The organism is Micromonospora sp. NPDC048843 (assembly GCF_040649965.1).
Classification (GTDB): Bacteria; Actinomycetota; Actinomycetes; order Mycobacteriales; family Micromonosporaceae; genus Micromonospora; species Micromonospora hortensis.
Genome location: NZ_JBEZGJ010000074.1, coordinates 13,200 through 33,921, shown reverse-complemented (window position 1 = coordinate 33,921; position 20,722 = coordinate 13,200). Strand labels below are relative to the sequence as shown.

Annotated in this window: 22 protein-coding genes and 1 pseudogene; 16 read left to right on the top strand and 7 right to left on the bottom strand. The window is 71.2% G+C overall.

Annotation, left to right across the window (positions count from 1 at the left end):
* Positions 1-92: 92 nt before the first annotated feature.
* A pseudogene (locus AB0C20_RS18535) lies at positions 93-539 on the top strand (hypothetical protein); the annotation flags it as partial.
* Positions 540-670: 131 nt separating this feature from the next.
* Entirely contained in the window at positions 671-1,255 is a 585-nt protein-coding gene (locus AB0C20_RS18530) for a YbjN domain-containing protein (protein WP_030333460.1), read from the top strand.
* Positions 1,256-1,276: 21 nt separating this feature from the next.
* Here the strand turns inward: AB0C20_RS18530 and AB0C20_RS18525 are convergent, their stop codons facing one another.
* The 3 genes from AB0C20_RS18525 to AB0C20_RS18515 all read right to left on the bottom strand — a co-directional run bounded on the left by AB0C20_RS18525 (position 1,277) and on the right by AB0C20_RS18515 (position 4,458).
* A complete protein-coding gene (locus tag AB0C20_RS18525) occupies positions 1,277-1,705 on the bottom strand; it encodes a globin (RefSeq protein WP_357185150.1) in 429 nt (142 codons plus the stop codon).
* Positions 1,706-1,828: 123 nt separating this feature from the next.
* A complete protein-coding gene (locus tag AB0C20_RS18520; RefSeq protein ID WP_357568395.1) occupies positions 1,829-3,214 on the bottom strand; it encodes an MFS transporter in 1,386 nt (461 codons plus the stop codon).
* A 233-nt stretch (positions 3,215-3,447) separates the two neighbouring features.
* Positions 3,448-4,458: a mechanosensitive ion channel family protein gene (locus AB0C20_RS18515; protein ID WP_357185311.1), complete on the bottom strand. Its 1,011-nt coding sequence runs from the start codon at positions 4,456-4,458 to the stop codon at positions 3,448-3,450.
* A 123-nt stretch (positions 4,459-4,581) separates the two neighbouring features.
* Between AB0C20_RS18515 and AB0C20_RS18510 the strand changes: the two genes are divergently transcribed.
* Together AB0C20_RS18510 and AB0C20_RS18505 are read left to right on the top strand one after the other, a co-directional pair.
* Positions 4,582-4,815 (top strand): hypothetical protein, encoded by a 234-nt coding sequence (locus AB0C20_RS18510; protein WP_357185156.1) that lies wholly within the window; start codon positions 4,582-4,584, stop codon positions 4,813-4,815.
* Positions 4,816-4,980: 165 nt separating this feature from the next.
* Positions 4,981-5,517: an HNH endonuclease gene (locus tag AB0C20_RS18505; RefSeq protein ID WP_030333470.1), complete on the top strand. Its 537-nt coding sequence runs from the start codon at positions 4,981-4,983 to the stop codon at positions 5,515-5,517.
* 15 nt (positions 5,518-5,532) lie between these two features.
* Here AB0C20_RS18505 and AB0C20_RS18500 read toward each other — a convergent pair whose 3' ends face one another.
* On the bottom strand, positions 5,533-7,128 hold the full coding sequence (locus tag AB0C20_RS18500; RefSeq protein WP_357185160.1) for a DUF6194 family protein: 1,596 nt from the start codon (positions 7,126-7,128) through the stop codon (positions 5,533-5,535).
* A gap of 3 nt (positions 7,129-7,131) precedes the next feature.
* Here AB0C20_RS18500 and AB0C20_RS18495 point away from each other — a divergent pair, with 3 nt between their 5' ends.
* Positions 7,132-7,956: a MerR family transcriptional regulator gene (locus AB0C20_RS18495; RefSeq protein ID WP_357185163.1), complete on the top strand. Its 825-nt coding sequence runs from the start codon at positions 7,132-7,134 to the stop codon at positions 7,954-7,956.
* On the opposite strand, the gene AB0C20_RS18490 is transcribed toward AB0C20_RS18495, so the two are convergent.
* The 3 genes from AB0C20_RS18490 to AB0C20_RS18480 form a co-directional block, all read right to left on the bottom strand.
* Positions 7,899-8,675, bottom strand: a complete 777-nt coding sequence (locus AB0C20_RS18490) for a class F sortase (RefSeq protein ID WP_357185314.1) — start codon at positions 8,673-8,675, stop codon at positions 7,899-7,901. The two genes, AB0C20_RS18495 and AB0C20_RS18490, sit on opposite strands and share 58 nt — an antisense overlap.
* A gap of 75 nt (positions 8,676-8,750) precedes the next feature.
* Positions 8,751-9,275 (bottom strand): hypothetical protein, encoded by a 525-nt coding sequence (locus AB0C20_RS18485; protein ID WP_357185166.1) that lies wholly within the window; start codon positions 9,273-9,275, stop codon positions 8,751-8,753.
* Positions 9,276-9,370: 95 nt separating this feature from the next.
* Positions 9,371-9,835, bottom strand: coding sequence for an Lrp/AsnC family transcriptional regulator (locus tag AB0C20_RS18480; protein WP_357185169.1), 465 nt, complete (start codon positions 9,833-9,835; stop codon positions 9,371-9,373).
* A 148-nt stretch (positions 9,836-9,983) separates the two neighbouring features.
* Between AB0C20_RS18480 and AB0C20_RS18475 the strand changes: the two genes are divergently transcribed.
* From AB0C20_RS18475 to AB0C20_RS18425, 11 genes are read left to right on the top strand one after another with little or no spacing between them, the layout of a single operon-like run.
* Complete coding sequence (locus AB0C20_RS18475; RefSeq protein WP_357185317.1) at positions 9,984-10,886, top strand: tryptophan 2,3-dioxygenase family protein; 903 nt, start codon at positions 9,984-9,986, stop codon at positions 10,884-10,886.
* 14 nt (positions 10,887-10,900) lie between these two features.
* On the top strand, positions 10,901-12,178 hold the full coding sequence (kynU, locus tag AB0C20_RS18470) for a kynureninase (protein WP_357185172.1): 1,278 nt from the start codon (positions 10,901-10,903) through the stop codon (positions 12,176-12,178).
* Positions 12,175-13,512, top strand: coding sequence for an NAD(P)/FAD-dependent oxidoreductase (locus AB0C20_RS18465; RefSeq protein ID WP_357185175.1), 1,338 nt, complete (start codon positions 12,175-12,177; stop codon positions 13,510-13,512). Before kynU ends, AB0C20_RS18465 begins: the two co-directional genes overlap by 4 nt.
* Positions 13,513-13,535: 23 nt before the next feature.
* The gene (locus AB0C20_RS18460) at positions 13,536-15,017 is read left to right on the top strand and encodes a 2-hydroxymuconic semialdehyde dehydrogenase (RefSeq protein ID WP_357185320.1); all 1,482 of its coding nucleotides are present in this window, start codon (positions 13,536-13,538) and stop codon (positions 15,015-15,017) included.
* Between the two features lie 20 nt (positions 15,018-15,037).
* Positions 15,038-15,835, top strand: a complete 798-nt coding sequence (locus tag AB0C20_RS18455) for a fumarylacetoacetate hydrolase family protein (protein WP_357185178.1) — start codon at positions 15,038-15,040, stop codon at positions 15,833-15,835.
* On the top strand, positions 15,832-16,767 hold the full coding sequence (locus AB0C20_RS18450) for an acetaldehyde dehydrogenase (acetylating) (protein ID WP_357185181.1): 936 nt from the start codon (positions 15,832-15,834) through the stop codon (positions 16,765-16,767). Before AB0C20_RS18455 ends, AB0C20_RS18450 begins: the two co-directional genes overlap by 4 nt.
* Positions 16,764-17,888 (top strand): 4-hydroxy-2-oxovalerate aldolase, encoded by a 1,125-nt coding sequence (dmpG, locus tag AB0C20_RS18445; protein WP_357185185.1) that lies wholly within the window; start codon positions 16,764-16,766, stop codon positions 17,886-17,888. Before AB0C20_RS18450 ends, dmpG begins: the two co-directional genes overlap by 4 nt.
* Positions 17,885-18,658, top strand: coding sequence for a fumarylacetoacetate hydrolase family protein (locus AB0C20_RS18440; protein ID WP_357185188.1), 774 nt, complete (start codon positions 17,885-17,887; stop codon positions 18,656-18,658). The genes dmpG and AB0C20_RS18440 overlap by 4 nt, the downstream gene beginning before the upstream one ends.
* A complete protein-coding gene (locus AB0C20_RS18435; protein WP_091405437.1) occupies positions 18,655-19,077 on the top strand; it encodes a RidA family protein in 423 nt (140 codons plus the stop codon). The genes AB0C20_RS18440 and AB0C20_RS18435 overlap by 4 nt, the downstream gene beginning before the upstream one ends.
* A complete protein-coding gene (locus AB0C20_RS18430) occupies positions 19,074-19,598 on the top strand; it encodes a 3-hydroxyanthranilate 3,4-dioxygenase (protein WP_112669228.1) in 525 nt (174 codons plus the stop codon). Before AB0C20_RS18435 ends, AB0C20_RS18430 begins: the two co-directional genes overlap by 4 nt.
* Positions 19,598-20,599 carry an amidohydrolase family protein gene (locus tag AB0C20_RS18425; protein ID WP_357185193.1) on the top strand — a complete coding sequence of 334 codons (1,002 nt, stop codon included), beginning with the start codon at positions 19,598-19,600 and terminating at the stop codon, positions 20,597-20,599. Before AB0C20_RS18430 ends, AB0C20_RS18425 begins: the two co-directional genes overlap by 1 nt.
* Positions 20,600-20,722: the final 123 nt, after the last annotated feature.

Below are 20,722 nucleotides of genomic sequence, written 5' to 3'. Positions count from 1 at the left end.
GCCGTAGAGGTTGCTCAGGCGGACCCGCAGCGCCGGGCCGCCCACGGAGACGTGCACGATCATCCGGACGCTCTGGTCGTTGAGGCCGGTGTTTGCCGACCCGCCGGGACGCTCAATGGCGGTGGCCGTTGCCGCCGACGCGGAGCCGCCAGGTGGAGTCGCTGCCCGTTGCCGAGTTGCGACGGATCGCCGACGCGGCGGCGGGCACCCTGCGGACGGCGAGCGAGCAGGGTGTGGCCGGTCGTGCCGTGGGCCAGCGGGCCTTGCGTGACGCGTTGCTCGACCACGTGGCGGTGCTGATCACCCCGGACGGGACGCCCGCCGCGCCGGTCGAGGTGCCGCAGCGGCTGGTGCAGGGGGTGGTCCGGATGGGCTTCCTCGGCACCGCCAACGGCTCGGCGGCTGGCGAGGGCGGGGATGCCGTTCAGGTGCGGGTGGCCGGTCGTTGGGTCGGCCTGGTGGGACCGCACGGAGCGGCTTGGTTGCAGAAGGCCACGGATCTTGCCGTGACACCCCTGAGCGCTCGTCCGAACGGATGACCCCGGATCATTCTTCTGGTCAGGGGCGGTCGTTGGGGGGGTGCTTCAACCCGGCTGTCCGGGTACCGTCCATCCTCGGATCCAACGCACCGTAGGCGACTGGATCCGCTGGGGAGTGAGGTGCGCGAGCGATGCCGTGGTGGTCATGGCGCCCCGGTCCCGCCGACGGCGGCGATCCGGAAACCCGAAGCGGGATCACAGTCGATAGCGCGGTCCGGATCGGGCCGCCCAGCCCTCGCCAGCCGGGGGACGACTGCCCGTCCAACGAGCGGCCCGTGCTGACCGAGATGCCCGCCACCGTCGAGCCGGTGAGTCTGCGCCGGGTCTGTGACGCACTCGATCTGCTCGACGTGCGTTACCTGGCCGACGGCGACGGCAACCTGCTGGCGATGTGGGAGCGGCACGCGGTGCTGGTCACCCTCGAAGGGCCGGAGGACGAGATCCTGGTCATGCGGGCACGTCCGCACGCCACGGTCCCGCCGGACTGGGCCGACCGGGCGTACCGGGTGGTCAACGAGTGGAACCACACCCGCCGGTTCTGCAAGGCGTACATCGGTGACCCGACCGAGCGCGGTCAGCTACCGATCTACGCCGAGCTTCAGGTGCCCCTGGGTGCGGGCACCCACGACGCGCTCCTGGTCGAGATGCTCGACTGCGGCGCGGCGGTCGCCACCAGCTTCGTCGACTGGCTGCACGACGAGGGCGCGCTGCTCTGACGCCGCTCCGGGTGGGGTGGGTCAGCCGCCGTTGGTCGGGTCGTCCTCGACGTTGACCATGAAGTACGCGGCCCGCTCCAGGTAGTCCCAGAGGGTTGCGGCGATCTCCGGCTCAAGGTCGAGCCGGTCCACGGCGCGGCGCATGTTCCGCAGCCAGGCGTCCCGTTCGGCCGCGCCGATCCGGAACGGCGCGTGGCGCATCCGCAGCCGCGGGTGCCCGCGCTGAGCGGAGTACGTGTTCGGCCCGCCCCAGTACTGCATCAGGAACAGGGTCATCCGGTCCGCGGCCGGGCCCAGGTCCTCCTCCGGGTACATGGGTCGCAGCAGGGGGTCGGTGGCGACGCCGGCGTAGAACTCGTCGACCAGCTTGCGGAACGTGGGTTCGCCGCCGACCGCTTCGAAGAGGGTCATCGACGCACCGGGACGGTCGGATTCACCTGCGGAAGTCACAGTTCCATCCTGCCAGGTGCGTCCGGTGTCGACCCGTCCCGCACGGCGTGCGTCGGATCACGCCGGGTCGACAATCCCGAATATCGGGCGCCCGGCCTGCACGGGTGAAGGTCGGCTCGACGGTCAGGTGACCGCGTGCCGACGGTGGCCGTCACCGGCGTGTGGGTCGGACGTGCCCTCCACCGGGCGGTCGCTGGCCGGGGCGCCGAGCCCGGTGGGCGGCGGAGCGGCGTTCGCCAACGAGGCGGCAGTGATCGCGTCGTTCACCGTCTGCCGGTCCGGCCAACGCAGCGTGGCCACCGCCATCAGCACCACCCCGGCTGCGCTCCAGAGCCCCACCACTATCGGAATGGGGAACCGTTCGGCGAGCATCCCGGTGACCAGCACCGCGAGGCCCTGGATGACCTGTATGCCGGTGGCCATCACTCCGAAGGCCCGGGCTCGGAAGCCGTTGGGCAGCGCCTGGACGAACAACCCGTTGGCCATCGGCATCATGCCGGCGACCGCGAAACCGCAGAGCGCGGCGAGCAACGCGACCACCAGCGGCGGGGGATCGAGTAGCACCGGTACGAGCATCAACGGGGCGAGTACCGCGAGCGGCCGCATCAGCTTCAGCCGGCGAGCCGGCCCGAAAAGGCGACTCACCAGCAACCCACCGAGGATGAAGCCGATCGGGTTGGCCACCATGATCGCTGCTTGTGCGGTGCCTGCGCTCACCGTGCCCCGGCCCTCCTCGTTGGCCCAGGCTGCGGCCAGACCCTCGGGCACGATCGAGAAGAGCATCGAACTGAACACCAGCACCGCGATGGCGCGCAGCACCGGTGTGCGGAACACAATGCCGAACCCCTGCCGAGTTTCCTGCAGCAGGTGGCTGCGGTGCTCCGGGTCCATCACCGCCGGGCGGTGGCGCACACCGAGGCGAACCAGCAGCGCCGAGAGACCGAACGTGACCGCGTTGAACAGCAGCGCCGCCTCCGGGTCGACCGAGGCGACAGCGGCGCCGAAGACGTACCCCACGACCTGGGCGGCCTGCCCGACGCTGCTGTTCAGTGACAGCCCCAGTACCAGTCGGTCCCCGGTGAGCAATTGCGCGATCAGCGCGGACTTCGCCGCCTGGCTTGGCGGGTTGGCCAGCGTGGCGGCGAAGATGAGCACCAGCACCGCCTGGTACGGCAGGCCCGGAATGGCGATGAGCAGCATCAGCGCCATCCGGATGAGGTCGCATGCCACCATCACCCGTCGGAACGGGTACCGCTCCGCGAGTGCGGCGAGCACGGGACCGCCGAGCAGCCAGGGTAGGAAGCTGACCGCGAAGGCAGCCGCGGAGAGCGCGACGGACCGGGTCTGCTGATAGACGAGCAGGGTGACGGCGGCCTTCGCGACATAGTCGCCGATCCAGGAGAGAGCGCCAGCCACGAAAACAGCCCGGAACTCGTGCTGGCCGAAGACTTCGCGGAATGTGGCGGGGCCTTCCGCGGAAGGTCGCTCGTCAGGCACCGTCGCCTCCATCGGCCCCGGCTCGGCCGCTCGTGGCAGCCCGGCCGGAAGCGCTCGTCAGATCTACGGATCAGCGAGGATGTGATCACGCTTTGGTGGGAACGCGTGGTCCGGATTCTGCCCGATCGTCTGACAACTAGCTAGGTCGAACGGGTCGTTCGTCGCCTCCCCGACTGAACGAACGGACGATACCCGAGGGGCCGGCCGGATCGCGACCCCTGAATTGCCGGACAGTGTCGGCGGTGTCAGGTGGCGCCGCCCTGACCGGTCTCGCCCTCAGACATCGGCCGGGTCGACAGACCGGGATAGATGCGGGCCGCGGCGATCTGCGCGGTGATCCCCGAATTCTCCAGCGCCTCGGCGAGACGCCGACGCAGTTCCCGGCCCACCGCGAACTGCCCGTCCGCTGTGGTCTTCACCACGGTGCGGATGACCGCGCCGTCCACCGTCACCTGCTCGACACCCAGCACCTCGGGCGCCTCCACGATCTCCGGTGACAGCTCCGGGTCCATCGCGATCGAGGCGGCTGCGGTCCGTAGCACCGCCGTGGCCTCCTCGGTGCTGTTGAAACCGATCGGCAGGTCCACCACCACGAGAGCCCAACCCTGGCTCTTGTTGCCCACCCGGATGATCTCGCCGTTGCGGATGTACCAGAGCACGCCCCGGCCGTCGCGCACCGTGGTGACCCGCAGGCCGACCGACTCGACCACGCCCATCGCCTCGCCCAGGTCGACGTTGTCACCCACGCCGTACTGGTCCTCGATCAGCATGAACAGGCCGGCGATCAGATCCTTCACCAGGCTCTGCGCGCCGAAGCCCAGCGCGACGCCGGCGATCCCCGCGCTGGCCAGCAGCGGCGCCAGGTCGAAGCTGAACTCCCGCAGGATCATCAGTAGCGCGATGCCGAAGACGAACGCTGTGGTCAGGCTGCGCAGCACCGACCCGATCGCCTCGGCCCGCTGCCTCCGTCGCTCGGGCACGAACTCGGCAGGGTCGACAGCGGCGGTGGGTACCCGCTCGCGCAGCGGCCGCAGCATCGTCGGCACCGCACCGTCGGTGGTCGTCCGAACCAACCGGTCGATCGTCCGGTGCAGCGCCCAGCGGGCCACCATCGCCAGTGCCAGGATCAGCAGCACTCGAAGCGGTTTGAGCAGGATCCAGTAGCTTCCCTCGGCGAACCAGGCCGACTCGGTGATCCGGTAGATCCACTCGCAGGAGGTGCTGCCCTGGCAGCTCACCGAGGCGGCGTCGGACAGGGCTAGGGGCGTCACGCTGGCGGCACTCACTATGTCTTCGTACCGCAAGGAGCCCGAGCGTCCGCCGCCGACCCACCGGCCGGCGGACCGACGTGGCGAGCATGGCGACTGGAGAGGTGGAGCGTGGGCGTCGACCCGATGGGGCGCAAGGGCCGGGACCGGGTCTTCCACGGCAGTGCCGATCGCTGGATCGGACGGCTGCTGCTGCTGGGCATCGTGGTGGCGGTGCCGAAGGGGATGTCCGAGCCGATGACACCCCAGCGCGGCGCACCGACGGAACCGGTTGGGGTACCAGTCGCGCGGAGCAACCCTGCCGAAGCGGTGCGTTCGGCATCGATTCCGTCCCGGCGCGGGTGATCCGCTTACCAGAAGAGAGATTAGTACGTGCAATCCGGGGTCCGATCAGGGACTATTGGCGCAACGGACGTCGGTGATCGGCCCGGCGTCGACCGTGTGGGCCCTTGTGCCCGGCCCCGGTCGGCGGCGGTCCCCAGCAGCCGCTGAACCGGGAGGGTGAGCGCGATGCCTGACATACGACCCACTGTGGGCTCCGGCGCGTTGGTCCTCAACGCCACCTACGAGCCGCTGTGTGTCGTGTCGGTGCGTCGCGCCGCGATCCTCGTCCTCTCCGCCAAGGCGGTCTGCGTCGCCGACGGTGACGGCATCCTGCACAGCGCCCGGGACGCGCTCCCGGTGCCATCAGTGGTTCGGCTGACGCGCTTCGTCCGGGTGCCGTACCGAACGCATGTCGGGCTGTCCCGCCGGGCGATCTTCGCCCGGGACGGGTGGCGGTGCGCCTACTGCCGGGGCCCGGCCGAGACCATCGACCACGTCTTTCCGCGCAGCCGGGGTGGCCGGCACGCGTGGGAGAACGTGGTCGCCGCGTGTGCCAGGTGCAACCACACCAAGGGCGACAAGACCCCGGCCGAGATGGGGTGGCGGTTACACGCGTTGCCGGCCGCCCCGAAGGGCACCGCCTGGCGGGTGCTGGGCCACCGTGCCCCGGACCCCCGCTGGGCCGACTGGCTGGACCTGCGGGAGCCCGAGGCAGCCGCCTGACCCCGCAGGGTGCGGTCAGGCTCCGGGTTGCGGGCGGGTTGCCCGGCGCGCAGCGCGTTCGTGGCGGTCGACCGCTCGGCGGTACGCGACCGCGAGGAGCCGGTCGATCTCGGGCAGCAGTTGCGGACCGGGCATGACGATGCTGGCGAAGCCGTACTGTGCGTAGCCCGGGTGCGGCACGAAGGTGTCCAGTCGGGCGAAGTCGAACTCGTGTCGGTGCTCCTCGAATGCCTTGGGCGGGAAGCCGAACAGCCGCTCGAACTCGGCCCGACCCAGGTCCAGGTTGAGGCGGAAGACACCGGGGCGGCCAAGCTGTGCGGCCTCGTCGAAGCCGGGCACGTCGTGCTCGACGATTGTGGCGAACGGCTGGCGGCGGTCCGGGCCGACGAAGAAGAACCGGTCGCCCCAGGCCGCCTCTGGTGATTCGTTCTCCTCGCTCGCCACGACCTGCTCGACGCCGGGCAGTGCGGCGATCCGATCGGCGAGCACGGCCGTGTCGACACCGGTCGGGACGTGCAGGACCGCGTCGGCGTTTTCGATGGTGGCCCGGTCCAGCGGGAAGTAGCGGTAGTCGTGCGTTCGCTGCTCGGCCGCTGCGATGTCGGACGTCGGCAGGTACCGGGGAAGGCTGGTCACCTGCTGGAGTCGGCCCTCGTAGGTCGTGGCGGCGGGCGGCCCGATGCCGAGCGCCGGGCTCGCGCCGAGGCTGCCGGCGATCACCGCGTACCGGTCGCCCATTAACGACGCGACGATCGCGCCGGCGCCGGCCCACGACACCTGCGTCTCGGCGAGTGTCATCGTGCTCTGGTGGCGCTGGAGGTGCGTGTTGTGCGCGAAGACCAGTGTGGGCCCGCGATGTGCCTCGGCCGATCGGATCGCGAGCAGGTTCTCGGCCATCAGCGCGTCCCGGACCCCGGCCAGGTGGGCGAAGCGTTCCTCCTGGGCCAGTGGTGCGGCGGCCGCAGCGTGGTAACGCAGCAACGCGACAGCGGCCGAGGCGTGCACGAACGCCGCCCGCCAGCCCGCTGACTTCCGCGGCGCCCGCAGGTACAACTCGGTCAGCAGGTCGTCGGCGAGCACCCGCAGTCGTTGGGCGTCTGTCGAGCGCCCGACCGAACGGCCGGACTCCCAGATCGCTGCACTGTCACTCCACCGTGCGTCGTCCCCGATCAGGTCGTCGATCTCGGCAGACCGGTCCAGGTCGAGGAAGTGGCAGACCTGGTTGAGGTGTTGGCGCGGGCTCGGAGCACTCTCCAGCTCCACCGGGGCGTCGAAGCCGTGGAACGTCAGGCGCTCGGTGACCGGCCGTCCAGCGTTCCACTCCCGCATCCGCAGCAGAAGGTCGCGGTTCGCCGGGGCCGCCCCGAACCCGTGGCTGAACCCTTCGGTGAGCGCCCGGTCGAGCGTCACGGCGGCGACGCCCTGCACGAACTCGTCGGCGATCAGCCCGGCCGCGCGGTCGCTCTCCAGAGCGATCGAGCGGTAGCCGTGCTCCGCCAGCGAAAGAAAGGCCTCGTTGCGGAGCTGGAGGAAGGCGGACTCACCGTGCGTCGGTTCGCCGAGCGCGAGTAGGTCCGGGGATACCGCCAACAGGTCGAGAAAAGGTGGCATTCCATGAACCGTATCGTTGAACCAGCGGTTGAAACTCACGAGCGGTGGAGCGCGGTGACAGCCATAAAACCTTCAAACCGACTGGTACGCCGGCCGGTCGACCTCGCGCGCGCCCACGGCCTCTCCGCGCAGGCGGTGCGCAACTACGAACGAGACGGCGTCCTGCCTCCGGCCCAACGCACCCCGAACGGCTACCGTCGCTTCACCGAGCTGCACGCCAAGGCGCTGCGTGCCTACCTCGCGTTGATCCCGGGCCACGGCTATCCGGCCAGCGGCGAGATCATGCGGGCCGTCAACCGCGGTGAGATCGACACGGCGTTGCGCACCATCGACACGGGGCATGCCCTGCTCCAGCGCGATCGGGACACCCTGGGCGCGGTCGAGGCCGCGGTGGCGACGCTCACCGGAACGAGACCGCAGCCGCAGAGCCAGAAAGCCGTGCCGATCAGCGTGCTGGCTCACCGGCTCGGTCTACAGCCGGCCACGCTGCGCAAATGGGAGCGGGCAGGGGTGCTGCGACCGGTACGTGATCCGGTGACCCACTACCGGCTCTACCGTCCCGACGACGTCCGGGACGCCGAACTGGCCCACCTGTTGCGCCGCGGCGGGTACCGGCTCGACCACATCGCCGGCGTGCTGCGTCGGGTGCGCGACGCCGGCGGTGCCGAACCGCTCGCCGCGTCGCTGCGCCAGTGGCGGCAACGGCTCACCGAACGAGGCCGGGCCATGCTCACCGGGGCCGCCCGGCTCGCCGAATACGTCGATGCCGGTCAGCCGCCTGAACGCGTCTTGACCAGCGAGGCGAAGACCACCACATTGTCCGCGTAGCCGGTCTCGCCGCCGACCCACTGGCCACCGCAGGTGATCAACCGGAGGCTCGGGCGGCTGAAGTCGCCGTACACCTCGTCCACCGGCAGGCGGCCCTTGTCGAACTTCTCCACGGAGTTGACCTCGAAGACCGCCACCCGCTGGTCGGTGCGGGTGACCTCGATCTCGTCACCGGAGCGCAACTCGCGGAGTTTGTGGAAGACCGCCGGCCCGCTGGTGGTGTCGACGTGCCCGACGATCACGGCCGGGCCGTACTGGCCCGGGGTGGGGCCCTGGTCGTACCAGCCGGCCTCCTGGGCGCGGGCCGCGTCCGGCACGGCGATCGTGCCGTCCGGGGCGATGCCCACGTCGTGTACGGGCGCTCGCACGTCGATCTTCTCGATGGCGAGGCTGGTGGGCCGGCTGGCCGGCAGTACCGGGAACTTCTTCGGCGGCGGTCGCAGTCCGGCGCTGAGCCGGTCCGGCAACAGGCTCATCCCGGTCACCTGCTCGACGCCGAGCATCGCCACGATCAGCACCATCAGCGCGGCGATGGCCAGCACCGGCAATCCGGGGCTCGTAGCGAACCGGTGTCGGGCCGACGACGGCCCGGCCGGACGCCGCGGCGGCAGCGGGCGGGCGGCCGGATCGGTGGTGGTGACGCTGGCCGACACGGCCTGCCCGGCGACCCGGCGCAGCCGTCCGGAGACGCGGGCCACCAGCCGTCCGGACGCGCGCAGCGCCGGCCCGGCCCGGAGGCGGGCGCGGCGATCCGGCCGCGCACGCGCGGATCTGCGGGTCATGGGTGATCCGGCTCAGGAGCCGGCTCCCGGTCGACGCCGGCCGCCGGCCATCCCGAGCACGATCGCGGTGGCCACCAACGCCACGCCACCGAGCACCAGCAGCGAGCCGGCGCCGCGCCCGCCGGCCATTCCGCCGCCACCGGTCGCCGGGCCCTTGCTGGGTGAGGCCATGTTCAGCACTGTCAGCGTGGTCGACGACGTCTGACCGTTCTCGCAGCGCAGGTCGACCGGGTAGTCACCGGCCGGCTTGTCCCTCGCGATGGTGACCTGCGCGGTCAGGAAACCCTTGTCCGGTTTGAGCTGCACGTGCCCGAACGCGTCGGAGTGCACGCTGGACTGCCGGTTGTTGTTGTCGTTGTCGCAGCTCGCCTTGATGCTGACGCGGCTGCCGGCCTGGGCGCTGTTCGGTGTCACCTCGACGAAGACGTTCTCGCCGGCTCGCGCCGGTGCGACCGACAACAGGACGAACGCCCCGACAAGCCCCACCAGTGTCAGTGCGGACGAGAGCGCGCGGTTGATCGTGCGGAATGCCTGCATGATTTCCCCCCAACCGGCGACGACCGCCGGAACCCTCCCCTGGGCACGCGCTGCTTTCCCGCTGGCGCGGGGGCAAACCCGAGGCGTGGGCGGGGTCAGCGCGGGCGGGGGATGGGCCCGGTGGTGGGGAGGGGGGTGACGGGGTGCCAGTTCAGCGGTGAGGAGAGGACCATCGTGCTCGACGGTTGGCCGTACGGGGCGAGACGGTCGATGACCCCCTCGAACGCGCCGATCGAGCCGGCCGCCACCTTCAGCACGCTGCACGCGTCACCGGTGATCCGGTGGATCTCCAGGATCTCCGGCCAGTCGGCCACCGCCGGGTCGTGCAGGATGCACCGCGCGCCGTAGCAGGACATCCGGATCAGCGCGACCACGCTACGGCCGGCGCGGCTCAGGTCGACGTGGGCGTGGTAGCCGGTGATGATCCCGGCCTCCTCCAGCCGGCGGACCCGCTCCGCGACCGACGGTGGCGACAGGTGCACCCGCCGGGACAACTCGCTGAAGGAGAGCCGCGCGTCGGCCTGCAACTCGCGCAGCAGCGCCCAGTCCATGTCGTCCACGCTCAGACCTTACTTTCGTGAACCGACTTCGCCTAGTTGCCTTTGGTTTGCCAGGAGAAGCCGGCGAGAGCCGTTGATTCGGCATTCCGCAGGCCGATCCGACCGCGAGATCATGACGTCGGCTAGTCCGGGGGAGGGAGACGAGATGGTGGATCAGACGGAGCGGCGGGCGCCGAACCGCCGTGCCACGGTGCAACCGGTGACCCCAGGGCAGCGTGCCGCGCAGGCGGAGCGCACCGGTGGCGAGCCGACCCTGGAGTTCGCCGACATGGTGCCGTACGACGCGTACGTGCAGGCCAGCGCCCTGCACAAGATGCAGCACCCGCTCAGCAGCGACCCGGGCGAGATGTCCTTCCTGATGGTCAGCCAGATCATGGAGCTGTACTTCGGGCTGACCTGCCACGAGCTGCGGGAGACCCAGCGGCTGATCCGCGCCGACCAGATCTGGGAGGCGTTGGCCCCGCTGGGCCGAGCCAAGCTGCACCTGGAGGGGCTCAACGCCGCCTGGCAGGGCCTGCGCTGGATGAGCCCGGCCGACTTCAACAGGTTCCGCAATCTGCTCGGTGAGGCCTCCGGCTTCCAGTCGGCGATGTACCGGCAGTTGGAGTTCCTGCTCGGGCTGCGCGACCCGACGCTGATCCGCCCGTTCCGCCGGCAGACCGAGGTGCATGCCGAGCTGAGCGCCGCGCTGACCACCCCGAGCCTCTGGGACGACGTGCTCGCGCTGCTCGCCCGGCACGGCTTCGGCCTCCCCGCCGACCTGCTCGACCGGGACGTGGCCGTCGAACACGACCCGCACCCGTTGGTCGAGGCGGCCTGGGTACGAATCTACGACGACGCCAGCCCGGACAATCACCTGCGGCTGCTCGGCGAGGCGCTGAGCGCTGTCGCCGAGGAGTTCGGCGACTGGCGCTGGAACCACGTCAAGGCGGTGCAGCGGACGATGGGCGCCAAGGTCGGCAGCGGAGGCTCCGCCGGCCTGGCGTGGTTGCAGCGCAGCATGGCCCGGGTGGTCTTCCCGGAGCTGTGGTCGGCCCGCACAGCGATGTGACCGGAGAGCGAGACATGCACACCCCAGAACGCGAAGCGCACCGTCGTGACGAGGCCGACCCCGGTCACCGGCACCTGTTCCACGTGCCACCGGCCGACGGTGGTGACCACCCCGAGTCGGCGTACCTGGCCGGCAACTCGCTCGGCCTGCAACCTCGGGCCACCCGCGACGAACTCCTGGCCGACCTGGACGCGTGGGGGCGGCTCGGCGTGGAGGGGCACCTGGAGGCGGAGCGCCCCTGGCTGCCGTACCACGAGTTGTTGACCGGGCCGGCCGCGCGACTGGTCGGCGCCCGGCCCGCGGAGGCCGTGGTGATGAACTCGCTGACCGTCAACCTGCACCTGCTGATGGTGAGTTTCTACCGACCGGCCGGCGCGCGCACCCGCATCGTCATCGAGGACGCCGCGTTCCCCTCGGACAGCTACGCCGTGCGCAGCCAGGCCCGGTTCCACGGCCTGGACCCGGACGACGCCGTGGTCCGGTTGCGGCCGCGCGCGGGTGAGGACGCCCTGCGCACCGAGGACGTGACCGACTACCTGGCCGCCGAGGGCGACCGGGTGGCGCTGCTGCTGCTCGGCGGGGTCAACTACCTCACCGGTGAGCTGCTGGACATCCCGGCGATCACGGCTGCCGGCCGGGCCGCCGGCGCGGTGGTCGGTTGGGACCTGGCCCACGCGGTCGGCAACGTGCCGCTGGCCCTGCACGACTGGGACGTCGACTTCGCCGCGTGGTGCTCCTACAAGTACCTGAACTCCGGCCCGGGTGCCCTCGCCGGCGTCTTCGTGCACGAGCGGCACCTCGGCGACGAGAACCTGCCCCGGTTCGAGGGATGGTGGAGCACAGCGGCGGCCACCCGGTTCGAGATGACGCCGACGTCCCGGCCACCGGCCACTGTGGAGGCCTGGCAGATCTCCAACCCGCCGATCTTCGCGATGGGCCCGGTGCGTACCTCGCTGGAGCTGTTCGACGCGGTGGGCATGACAGCGCTGCGTGCGCGCAGCCAGCGTCTCACCGGCTGGCTGGAGTCACTGCTCGACGAGGTGACGGTCGGCCGGCCGTTGCGGGTGGTCACCCCTCGCGACCCGGCCCGCCGAGGCTGCCAGCTCTCCGTGCGCATCGGTTCCGGCAGCGCCAACGAGCTGACCAAACGCCTACGGTACGAACACGGGGTCATCGCCGACGCCCGCGAACCCGACGTCGTACGGTTCGCCCCGGTGCCGCTGTACTCCACGTACCTCGACTGCTGGCGTGCCGCCGCCGCGCTCGCCGCGACGGTGGGGGCGACCTCATGACCGCGCGGCGCGACGAGATCGCGATCATCGGTGCCGGGCTGGCCGGCTGTCTGGCGGCCTGCTTCCTGGCCCGGCGTGGCTACCCGGTGGCCCTCTACGAGCGCCGCTCCGACCCGCGCGCCGGCACCGCCGAACGCGGTCGCTCGATCAACCTGGCGCTCTCCGAGCGCGGCCTGGACGCGTTGCGCCGGATCGGGCTGGCCGAGCAGGTGATGACCGACGCGCTGCCGATGCGCGGCCGGATGATCCACCCGGTCGAGGGCGAGCAGCAGTTCCAGTCGTACAGCGCGGCCGGCGACCGGGCGATCAACTCGATCAGCCGGGGTGCGCTGAACAACGCTCTGCTGGACGAGGCCGCGGCGCTGCCCGGGGTGCGGGTCGTCTTCGACCACCGGCTGGTCGGGCTCGACCCGACCGACGGCGCCCTGAGCTTCGAGACCCCGCAGGGCACTGTCGCGGCGAAGGCGTCGGTCGTGCTGGGCGCCGACGGCGCCGGCTCCGCGGTGCGTGGGCAACTGCTGGCGTACGGGCTGCTGGACGAGAGCGTGGACTTCCTCGACTACGGCTACAAGGAGCTGACGATTCCGCCGCTGGGCGGGGACTTCGCCCTGGAGGAGGACGCGCTGCACATCTGGCCGCGCGGCACCTCGATGATGATCGCGCTGCCGAACCCGGACCGCTCCTTCACCTGCACGCTGTTCTGGCCCAACGACGGCGCCGGCAGCTTCGCCTCGCTGACCAGCCCGGCGGAGATCGAACGGCACTTCACCGAGCACTACCCGGACGTGGTCCCGCTGGCCCCGAACCTCATCGACGACTACCAGCACAACCCGGTGGGCGTGCTCGGCACCGTGCGCTGCACCCCGTGGCAGGTCAACGGAAAGGTCGGCCTGCTCGGCGACGCGGCACACGCCATCGTGCCGTTCTACGGCCAGGGCGCCAACTGCGCCTTCGAGGACGTGGTCGAGTTGGACCGCTGCCTGGACGAGTGCGCCGACGACTGGTTGGCGGCGCTGCCGCTGTTCCAGCGCCGCCGACAGGAGAACGCCGAGGCCATTGCGACGATGGCGCTGACCAACTTCGTGGAGATGCGGGACAAGGTCGCTTCCCCGGTCTTCCAGACCCGGCGACGGGTGGAGCACGCACTGGAACGGGCCCTGCCCGGCCGGTACGTTTCCCAGTACGAGCTGGTGTCGTTCTCCACCACCCCGTACGCGGAGGTGCGCCGCCAGGTGCGCCGACAGCACCGGGTGCTCGGGGCTGTCGTCGGCGGGGCCGCGCTGCTGCTGGTCGGCGCGATCGGTGCGGCACTGAGCCGAGGGAGGCGGGCATGACCGGCAACTGGGATCCGCGGCTGATGGCCGGCCACGCGCCGAGTGGCCCGCGGCGGTTGCGTAACTTCGTCGCCGGCGAGTTCGTCGACGGCGGAGACACGTTCGCCAAGGCCAGCCCGGTCACCGGGGAGCAGGTCTTCGAGGTGGACGAGGCGTCGCGGTCCACAGTCGACGATGCGGTTGCCGCCGCCCGGGCGGCGCTGCGGGGGCCGTGGGGCCGGATGGGGGAGCGCGAGCGCGCCGAGGTGCTGCGCCGTGTCGCCGACGAGCTGGAGCGCCGCTTCGACGACCTTGTCACCGCCGAGGTCGCCGACACCGGCAAGTCCATCGCCCAGGCCCGCACCCTGGACATTCCGCGCGGCGCGGCGAACTTCCGGGCGTTCGCGGAGATCGTGGCGACCGCCCCCACCGAGTCGTTCACGACTGTCACCCCGACCGGCGGCCGGGCACTCAACTACGCGCTGCGCAAGCCGGTCGGCGTGGTAGCGGTCATCGTGCCGTGGAACCTGCCGCTGCTGCTGCTCACCTGGAAGGTGGCTCCGGCGCTGGCCTGCGGCAACGCCGTCGTGGTCAAGCCCAGCGAGGAGACTCCCGCCTCGGCGACGGTGCTCGCCGAGGTGATGGCCGCCGCCGGCGTACCGGCCGGGGTGTTCAACCTTGTGCACGGCTTCGGACCGGACTCGGCGGGTGAGTTCCTCACCCGTCACCCGGGCGTCGACGCGATCACGTTCACCGGCGAGTCGGCCACCGGCGGCGCGATCATGCGGGCCGCCGCCGACGGGGTGAAGGCGGTCAGCTTCGAACTCGGCGGCAAGAACGCCGGCCTGGTCTTCGCCGACGCCGACCTGGACGCCGCGGTGGCCGGCTCGGTGCGGTCCAGCTTCACCAACGGCGGGCAGGTGTGCCTCTGCACCGAGCGCATCTACGTGCAGCGACCGGTCTTCGAGGAGTTCACCGCCCGGCTGGCGAAGCGGGCCGGCGAGCTGGCGTACGGCTGGCCGACAGACGAGGCCACCGCCACCATGCCGCTGATCTCCCACCAGCACCGCAGGAAGGTGCTCGGCGCGTACGAGCTGGCCCGCTCCGAGGGCGCCGAGGTGCTCACCGGTGGCGGCACGCCCACCTTCGGCGACACCCGCGACGGCGGGTCGTACGTGCAGCCGACGGTGCTCACCGGGCTCGGCCCGGACGCCCGCACCAACCGGGAGGAGATCTTCGGCCCGGTGGTGCACGTCGCGCCGTTCGACACCGAGGACGAGGCGTACGCCCTCGCCAACGGCACCGAGTACGGCCTGGCGGCGACCGTGTGGACCCGGGACGTGGGCGTCGCGCACCGGGCCGGCGCCCGGCTCGACGCCGGCATCGTCTGGGTCAACACGTGGTTCCTGCGTGACCTGCGGACCCCGTTCGGCGGGGTGAAGGCGTCCGGGATCGGTCGCGAGGGCGGCGTGCACTCGTTGAACTTCTACTCCGAGCTCACGAACGTCTGCGTGGACCTGTCGTGAGCCGTAGCGAGGGAGCGGGCATGGAAGCTGACATCGAGGCCGCCAACCGGGAGCTGGCCGACGCCCGCAGCACCGGCAAGCCGTGCGCGCCGCTGCGGGGCCGGCTGCTGCCGGAGGGCGACGTCGAGGCCGCGTACCGGGTGCAGCAACTCCAGGCGCGGGCCTGGCAGGGCCGCGGCGAACGCCGGGTCGGCGCGAAGATCGGGTTGACCTCCCGGGCCGTGCAGGAGACCTTCGGGGTGTTCCAGCCGGACTTCGGAATGCTTACCGACGCCATGGCGGTCGGCGACGGGGTCGAGGTGCCCATCGGCAGGCTGCTCCAGCCCCGCGTCGAGGCGGAGATCGCCTTCGTGCTCGACAAGGATCTCCCGAACCCGCAGCTCACCACCGTCGACCTGATCCGCGCGGTCGACCACGTACTGCCGGCGATCGAGATCGTCGACTCCCGGATCGCCGCCTGGGACATCTCCATCGTGGACACCGTCGCCGACAACGCCTCCAGCGGGCTCTTCGTGCTCGGCACCACGCCACGCCGGCTCGCCGACGTGGACCTGCGACTGTGCGGCATGGTGCTGGAGCACGCCGGCGAGCCGGTCTCGGTGGGCGCGGGCGCCGCCTGCCTGGGCAACCCCCTGCACGCCCTGCAGTGGTTGGCGGGCACCCTCGCCCGCGCCGGTGACCCGCTGCGCGCCGGGGACGTGGTGCTCTCCGGGGCGCTCGGTCCGATGGTGCCGGTCACCCCGGGCGCCGCGTACGAGGCCCGGATCTCCGGCCTCGGCTCGGTGCGGACGTGTTTCAGTGATGGAGGCAACCAGTGACCACTAACGTGGCGGTGCTGGGATCGGGAAACATCGGCACCGACCTGATGATCAAGGTGTTGCGGCTGAGTGACAGCCTGCGCATGGTGGCGATGGCCGGCATCGACCCGGCCTCCGACGGCCTGGCGCGTGCTCGCCGGCTCGGCGTCGCCACCACCGCCGACGGCGTGGACGGGCTCGTCGCGATGCCCGAGTTCGCCGACGTCGAGTTGGTGTTCGACGCCACCTCGGCCGGCGCGCACCGACGCCACGACGAGGTGCTGCGCGCCCACGGCCGCACCGTGGTCGACCTGACCCCGGCCGCGCTCGGCCCGTACGTGGTGCCGCCGGTCAACCTCGACGAGCACCTGCACCAGCCCAACGTCAACATGGTGACCTGTGGCGGGCAGGCGACAGTGCCGATCGTCGCCGCGGTACGCCGGGTCACCCCGGTGGCGTACGGCGAGATCGTCGCATCGATCGCGTCGAAGTCCGCCGGGCCGGGCACCCGGGCCAACATCGACGAGTTCACCGAGACCACGGCCCGCGCCATCGAGGTGGTGGGCGGTGCCGAGCGGGGCAAGGCGATCATCGTGCTGAACCCGGCGGACCCGCCGCTGCTGATGCGGGACACCGTCTACTGCCTCTGCCCGGACGCCGACGCCGACACCGACGCCATCGCCGCCTCGGTGGCCGAGATGGTGGCGGCCGTGCAGGAGTACGTCCCCGGCTACCGGCTCAAGCAGGACGTGCAGTTCGACCGGGTCGAGGCGTACCTGCCGACGCTCGGGCGGCGACTCACCGCTCTTCAGGTGTCGGTCTTCCTGGAGGTCTCCGGCGCCGGGCACTACCTGCCCGCGTACGCCGGAAACCTGGACATCATGACCTCGGCCGCGCTGCGCACCGCGGAGCGGCTGGTCGCCCTGCGTTCTTCGGAGGTGGCCGCGCCATGACCGAGCTGTACATCCAGGACGTGACGCTGCGCGACGGCATGCACGCCATCGCCCACCAGTACACGGTCGACCACGTACGCACCATCGCCGCCGCGTTGGACGCCGCCGGGGTGGCCGCCATCGAGGTGGCGCACGGTGACGGCCTCGCCGGCTCCAGCGTCAACTACGGCCACGGCGCCGCCAGCGACGCCGAGTGGATCTCGGCGGCGGCCGAGGTGCTGACCACTGCGAAACTGACCACCCTGCTGCTGCCGGGCATCGGCACCATCGCCGACCTGAAGGCCGCGAAGGCGCTCGGGGTGACAAGCGTCCGGATCGCCACCCACTGCACGGAGGCGGACATCTCCGCCCAGCACATCTCCTGGGCCCGGGAGAACGGCATGGACGTGGCCGGGTTCCTGATGATGTCGCACATGTTCGATGCGGCCGGGCTGGCCGGGCAGGCCAAGCTCATGGAGTCGTACGGCGCGCACTGCGTCTACGTCACCGACTCCGGCGGCCGGCTGCTGATGTCCGACGTGGCGCAGCGGGTCGACGCGTACCGGCAGGTCCTCGCGCCGGAGACGCAGATCGGCATCCACGCGCACCACAACCTGTCGCTCGGGGTGGCCAACAGCGTGCTCGCCGTCGAGCACGGCCGGGTCACCGGGTCCGCGCCGGTCGGCCCGGACGCGGTGCACGGCCGGACGGTCCGCGTCGACGCCTCCCTCGCGGGCATGGGCGCGGGTGCCGGCAACGCGCCGCTGGAGGTCTTCGTCGCGGTCGCCGAGCTGCACGGCTGGAAGCACGGCTGCGACGTGTTCGCGCTGATGGACGCCGCCGACGACATCGTCCGCCCGCTGCAGGACCGGCCGGTCCAGGTGGACAGGGAAACCCTCTCCCTGGGGTACGCCGGGGTCTACTCCAGCTTCCTGCGGCACGCCGAGCGGGCCTCCACGAAGTACGGCGTGGACGTCCGTTCGATCCTGGTCGAGCTGGGCCGCCGCCGGATGGTGGGCGGCCAGGAGGACATGATCGTGGACGTGGCACTCGACCTGGCCGACAAGGAGCAGGCTGCGAGCGCGAGGAGTGAGCCGGGTTTGCGAGCCCCGCAGTCGCGAACGGAAGGTGGCGCAGCATGATCGGCGTGGACATCGTCGGGATCGCCGACAAGCTGGGCACGGCGGCCGACACGGCCACCGCGATCCCGCAGCTCGCCGCCGAGACCGGCCTCGACGTGGACACCGCGTACGCCGTGCAGGCCGCGCTGCTGCAACGCCGGCTGAACGCCGGTGAGCGGTTGGTCGGGCTGAAGATGGGGCTGACCAGCAGGGCGAAGATGGCCCAGGTCGGCGTGGACGAGGTGATCTGGGGGCGGCTCACCAACGCGATGCGGGTGCCCGACGGCGGCGCCGTGGACCCGGCCGCCTTCATCCACCCCCGGGTCGAGCCGGAGGTGGCGTTCCTGCTGGACCGGCTGCCCGAGCCGGGTGAGCCGGTCGGCGACTTCGCCACGGCGGTCCGCGCTGTCGCCCCAGCCATCGAGTTGATCGACTCCCGGTACGCGGACTTCCGTTTCTCGCTGCCGGACGTGGTCGCTGACAACACCTCGGCCGCCGCCTTCGTGATCGGGCCGTGGTCGCCGGTGCCGGCGGGGCTGGACAACCTGGGCGTGCTGCTGGAGGTCGACGGGCGGGTGGCGCAGGTCGGCTCGACGGCGGCGATCCTCGGTGATCCGCGCCGGGCGCTCGACGAGGGCATCCGGCTGGCGGGCCGGCACGGGGTGCGGCTGGAGTCCGGCTGGGTCTTCCTGGCCGGTGCCGCCACCGCCGCTGTTCCGCTGCGTCCCGGCGCCCACGTTCGCGCCGTCGTCGAGAAGCTCGGCACCGCCTCGCTGCGGGCGTCGTCGTGACCGCCCGGGTGGTGGCCGGGAAGGCCGTCCCACGCGGGGCTTTTCCGCACGTCAAGGTCGCCGGCGGGTTCGTCTTCGTCTCCGGTACGTCGTCGCGGCGCCCGGACAACACCTTCGCCGGCGTGGAGGTGGACGGGTTCGGCACCACCAACCTCGACATCCGTGTGCAGACACGGGCCGTGATCGAGAACGTGCGGGATCTGCTGCGTTCGGTCGGCGCTGACCTCACCGACCTGGTCCAGGTGACGACCTACCTGGTCAACATGAACGACTTCGGTGGTTACAACGAGGTGTGGGCCGAGTTCTTCGACGCCTCCGGACCGACCCGTACGACGGTGGCGGTGCACCAACTGCCGCACCCGCACCTGCTGATCGAAATCCAGGCCGTGGCCCTTCTTCCCTCGGGAGGTCAGTCGTGAGTGAGATCGCCGAACCGTTCAGCTTTCCGGGCTGGATCGCCGACAACCAGCACCTGTTGAAGCCCCCGGTGGGCAACAAGGAGATGTTCCCCGGCGGGGACGACTTCATCGTGATGGTGGTGGGCGGGCCCAACCAGCGCACCGACTTCCACGTGGACCCGTACGAGGAGTTCTTCTACCAGGTCAAGGGCAACATGCACATCAACCTGGTCACCCCGGAGGGGCCGCGTACCGTGCACGTGCGCGAGGGTCAGATGTGGATGCTCCCGCGCAACACCCCGCACTCGCCGCAGCGGCCGGAGGCCGGCTCGATCGGCGTGGTCGTCGAGCGGGTCCGCGAGGAGGGCACGCTGGAGACGTTCCAGTGGTACTGCCCGGAGTGCGGCAGCAAGGTGCACGAGGTCGAGTTGCAGGTCCGTGACATCGCCGCCGATCTGCCCCCGGTGTTCCAGGCGTTCTACGCCGACGAGCAGGCACGTACCTGCGCCAACTGCGGCACCCTGCACCCGGGCAAGGGCTGATGCCCGCAGGCGTGGTCGACGTGCACACGCACGTCGTACCGAAGGGTTGGCCGGACCTCGGCGCGGCGTGCGGCGGGTCCGGCTGGCCGTGGTTGCGGGTCGACTCCGAGCGCGCCGCCATGATCATGGTGGGGGAGACGGAGTTCCGTCCGGTCGGCGCCGAGTGCTGGGACGCGTCGCGCCGACTGGCCGACATGGACGCCGATGGCGTGGCCGTGCAGGTGGTCTCGCCCACCCCGGTCTTCTTCAGCTACGACCGCCCGGCCGACCAGGCGGTGAAGGTCGCCCGGATCTTCAACGACCTGACCCTGGAGGTCACCGCGGCCGGGGGTGACCGACTGGTGCCGTTCTGCCAGGTGCCGCTCCAGGACCCGGACGCCGCCTGTGCCGAACTGGACCGCAGCCTCGCCGCCGGGCACGTGGGCGTGGAGATCGGCAACCACGTCGGCGACCGGGACCTGGACGACGCCGGCGTGGTCACCTTCCTCCAGCACTGTGCCGAGGTGGGCGCACCCGTCTTCGTCCACCCGTGGGACATGCCCGGCGGGCCGCGACTGGACCGCTGGATGGCCCGCTGGCTCGCCGGGATGCCCGCCGAGACGCACCTGTCGGTGCTGGCGATGATCCTCGGTGGTGTCTTCGACCGGGTGCCCGAGACGCTGCGGATCTGCTTCGCGCACGGCGGCGGCAGTTTCCCGTTCTGGCTCGGCCGCGCCGACAACGCCTGGCACCGCCGTGGCGACCTGGTCCGGGGCGCGTCCGCCGGCCCGCCCAGCAGCTACCTCGACCGGTTCAGCGTCGACTCGGTGGTCTTCGCGCCACCCGCTCTGCGGCTGCTTGTCGACACCCTGGGGGAGGATCGGGTACTGGTCGGCAGCGACTACCCGTACCCGCTTGGCGAACGGCCGGCCGGCGCTGTGGTTCACGCGGCCGACTTCCTCACCGACGGCCAACGCGACAAGCTCCTGTCCACCAACGCCATGCGTTTCCTGCACGGCTGAGCACAGCGCCTCGCCTCGACGTGAGCAGATCTTGGACATTTTCCGTCCGGCGCTGACGGAAACTGTCCAAGATCTGGGGCTCGACACGCCAAGCGTGCGTCCGGCGTCCGGTTGGTCCGTTTC

Bases quoted from the DNA above. Each gene is read 5' to 3' on its own strand.
- AB0C20_RS18530 (WP_030333460.1), top strand. From the start codon at position 671: ATGCCGTGGTGGTCATGGCGCCCCGGTCCCGCCGACGGCGGCGATCCG.
- AB0C20_RS18520 (WP_357568395.1), bottom strand. From the start codon at position 3,214: ATGGAGGCGACGGTGCCTGACGAGCGACCTTCCGCGGAAGGCCCCGCC.
- AB0C20_RS18505 (WP_030333470.1), top strand. From the start codon at position 4,981: ATGCCTGACATACGACCCACTGTGGGCTCCGGCGCGTTGGTCCTCAAC.
- AB0C20_RS18500 (WP_357185160.1), bottom strand. From the start codon at position 7,128: ATGCCACCTTTTCTCGACCTGTTGGCGGTATCCCCGGACCTACTCGCG.
- AB0C20_RS18495 (WP_357185163.1), top strand. From the start codon at position 7,132: ATGAACCGTATCGTTGAACCAGCGGTTGAAACTCACGAGCGGTGGAGC.
- AB0C20_RS18485 (WP_357185166.1), bottom strand. From the start codon at position 9,275: ATGCAGGCATTCCGCACGATCAACCGCGCGCTCTCGTCCGCACTGACA.
- kynU (WP_357185172.1), top strand. From the start codon at position 10,901: ATGCACACCCCAGAACGCGAAGCGCACCGTCGTGACGAGGCCGACCCC.
- AB0C20_RS18465 (WP_357185175.1), top strand. From the start codon at position 12,175: ATGACCGCGCGGCGCGACGAGATCGCGATCATCGGTGCCGGGCTGGCC.
- AB0C20_RS18460 (WP_357185320.1), top strand. From the start codon at position 13,536: ATGGCCGGCCACGCGCCGAGTGGCCCGCGGCGGTTGCGTAACTTCGTC.
- AB0C20_RS18455 (WP_357185178.1), top strand. From the start codon at position 15,038: ATGGAAGCTGACATCGAGGCCGCCAACCGGGAGCTGGCCGACGCCCGC.
- dmpG (WP_357185185.1), top strand. From the start codon at position 16,764: ATGACCGAGCTGTACATCCAGGACGTGACGCTGCGCGACGGCATGCAC.
- AB0C20_RS18440 (WP_357185188.1), top strand. From the start codon at position 17,885: ATGATCGGCGTGGACATCGTCGGGATCGCCGACAAGCTGGGCACGGCG.
- AB0C20_RS18425 (WP_357185193.1), top strand. From the start codon at position 19,598: ATGCCCGCAGGCGTGGTCGACGTGCACACGCACGTCGTACCGAAGGGT.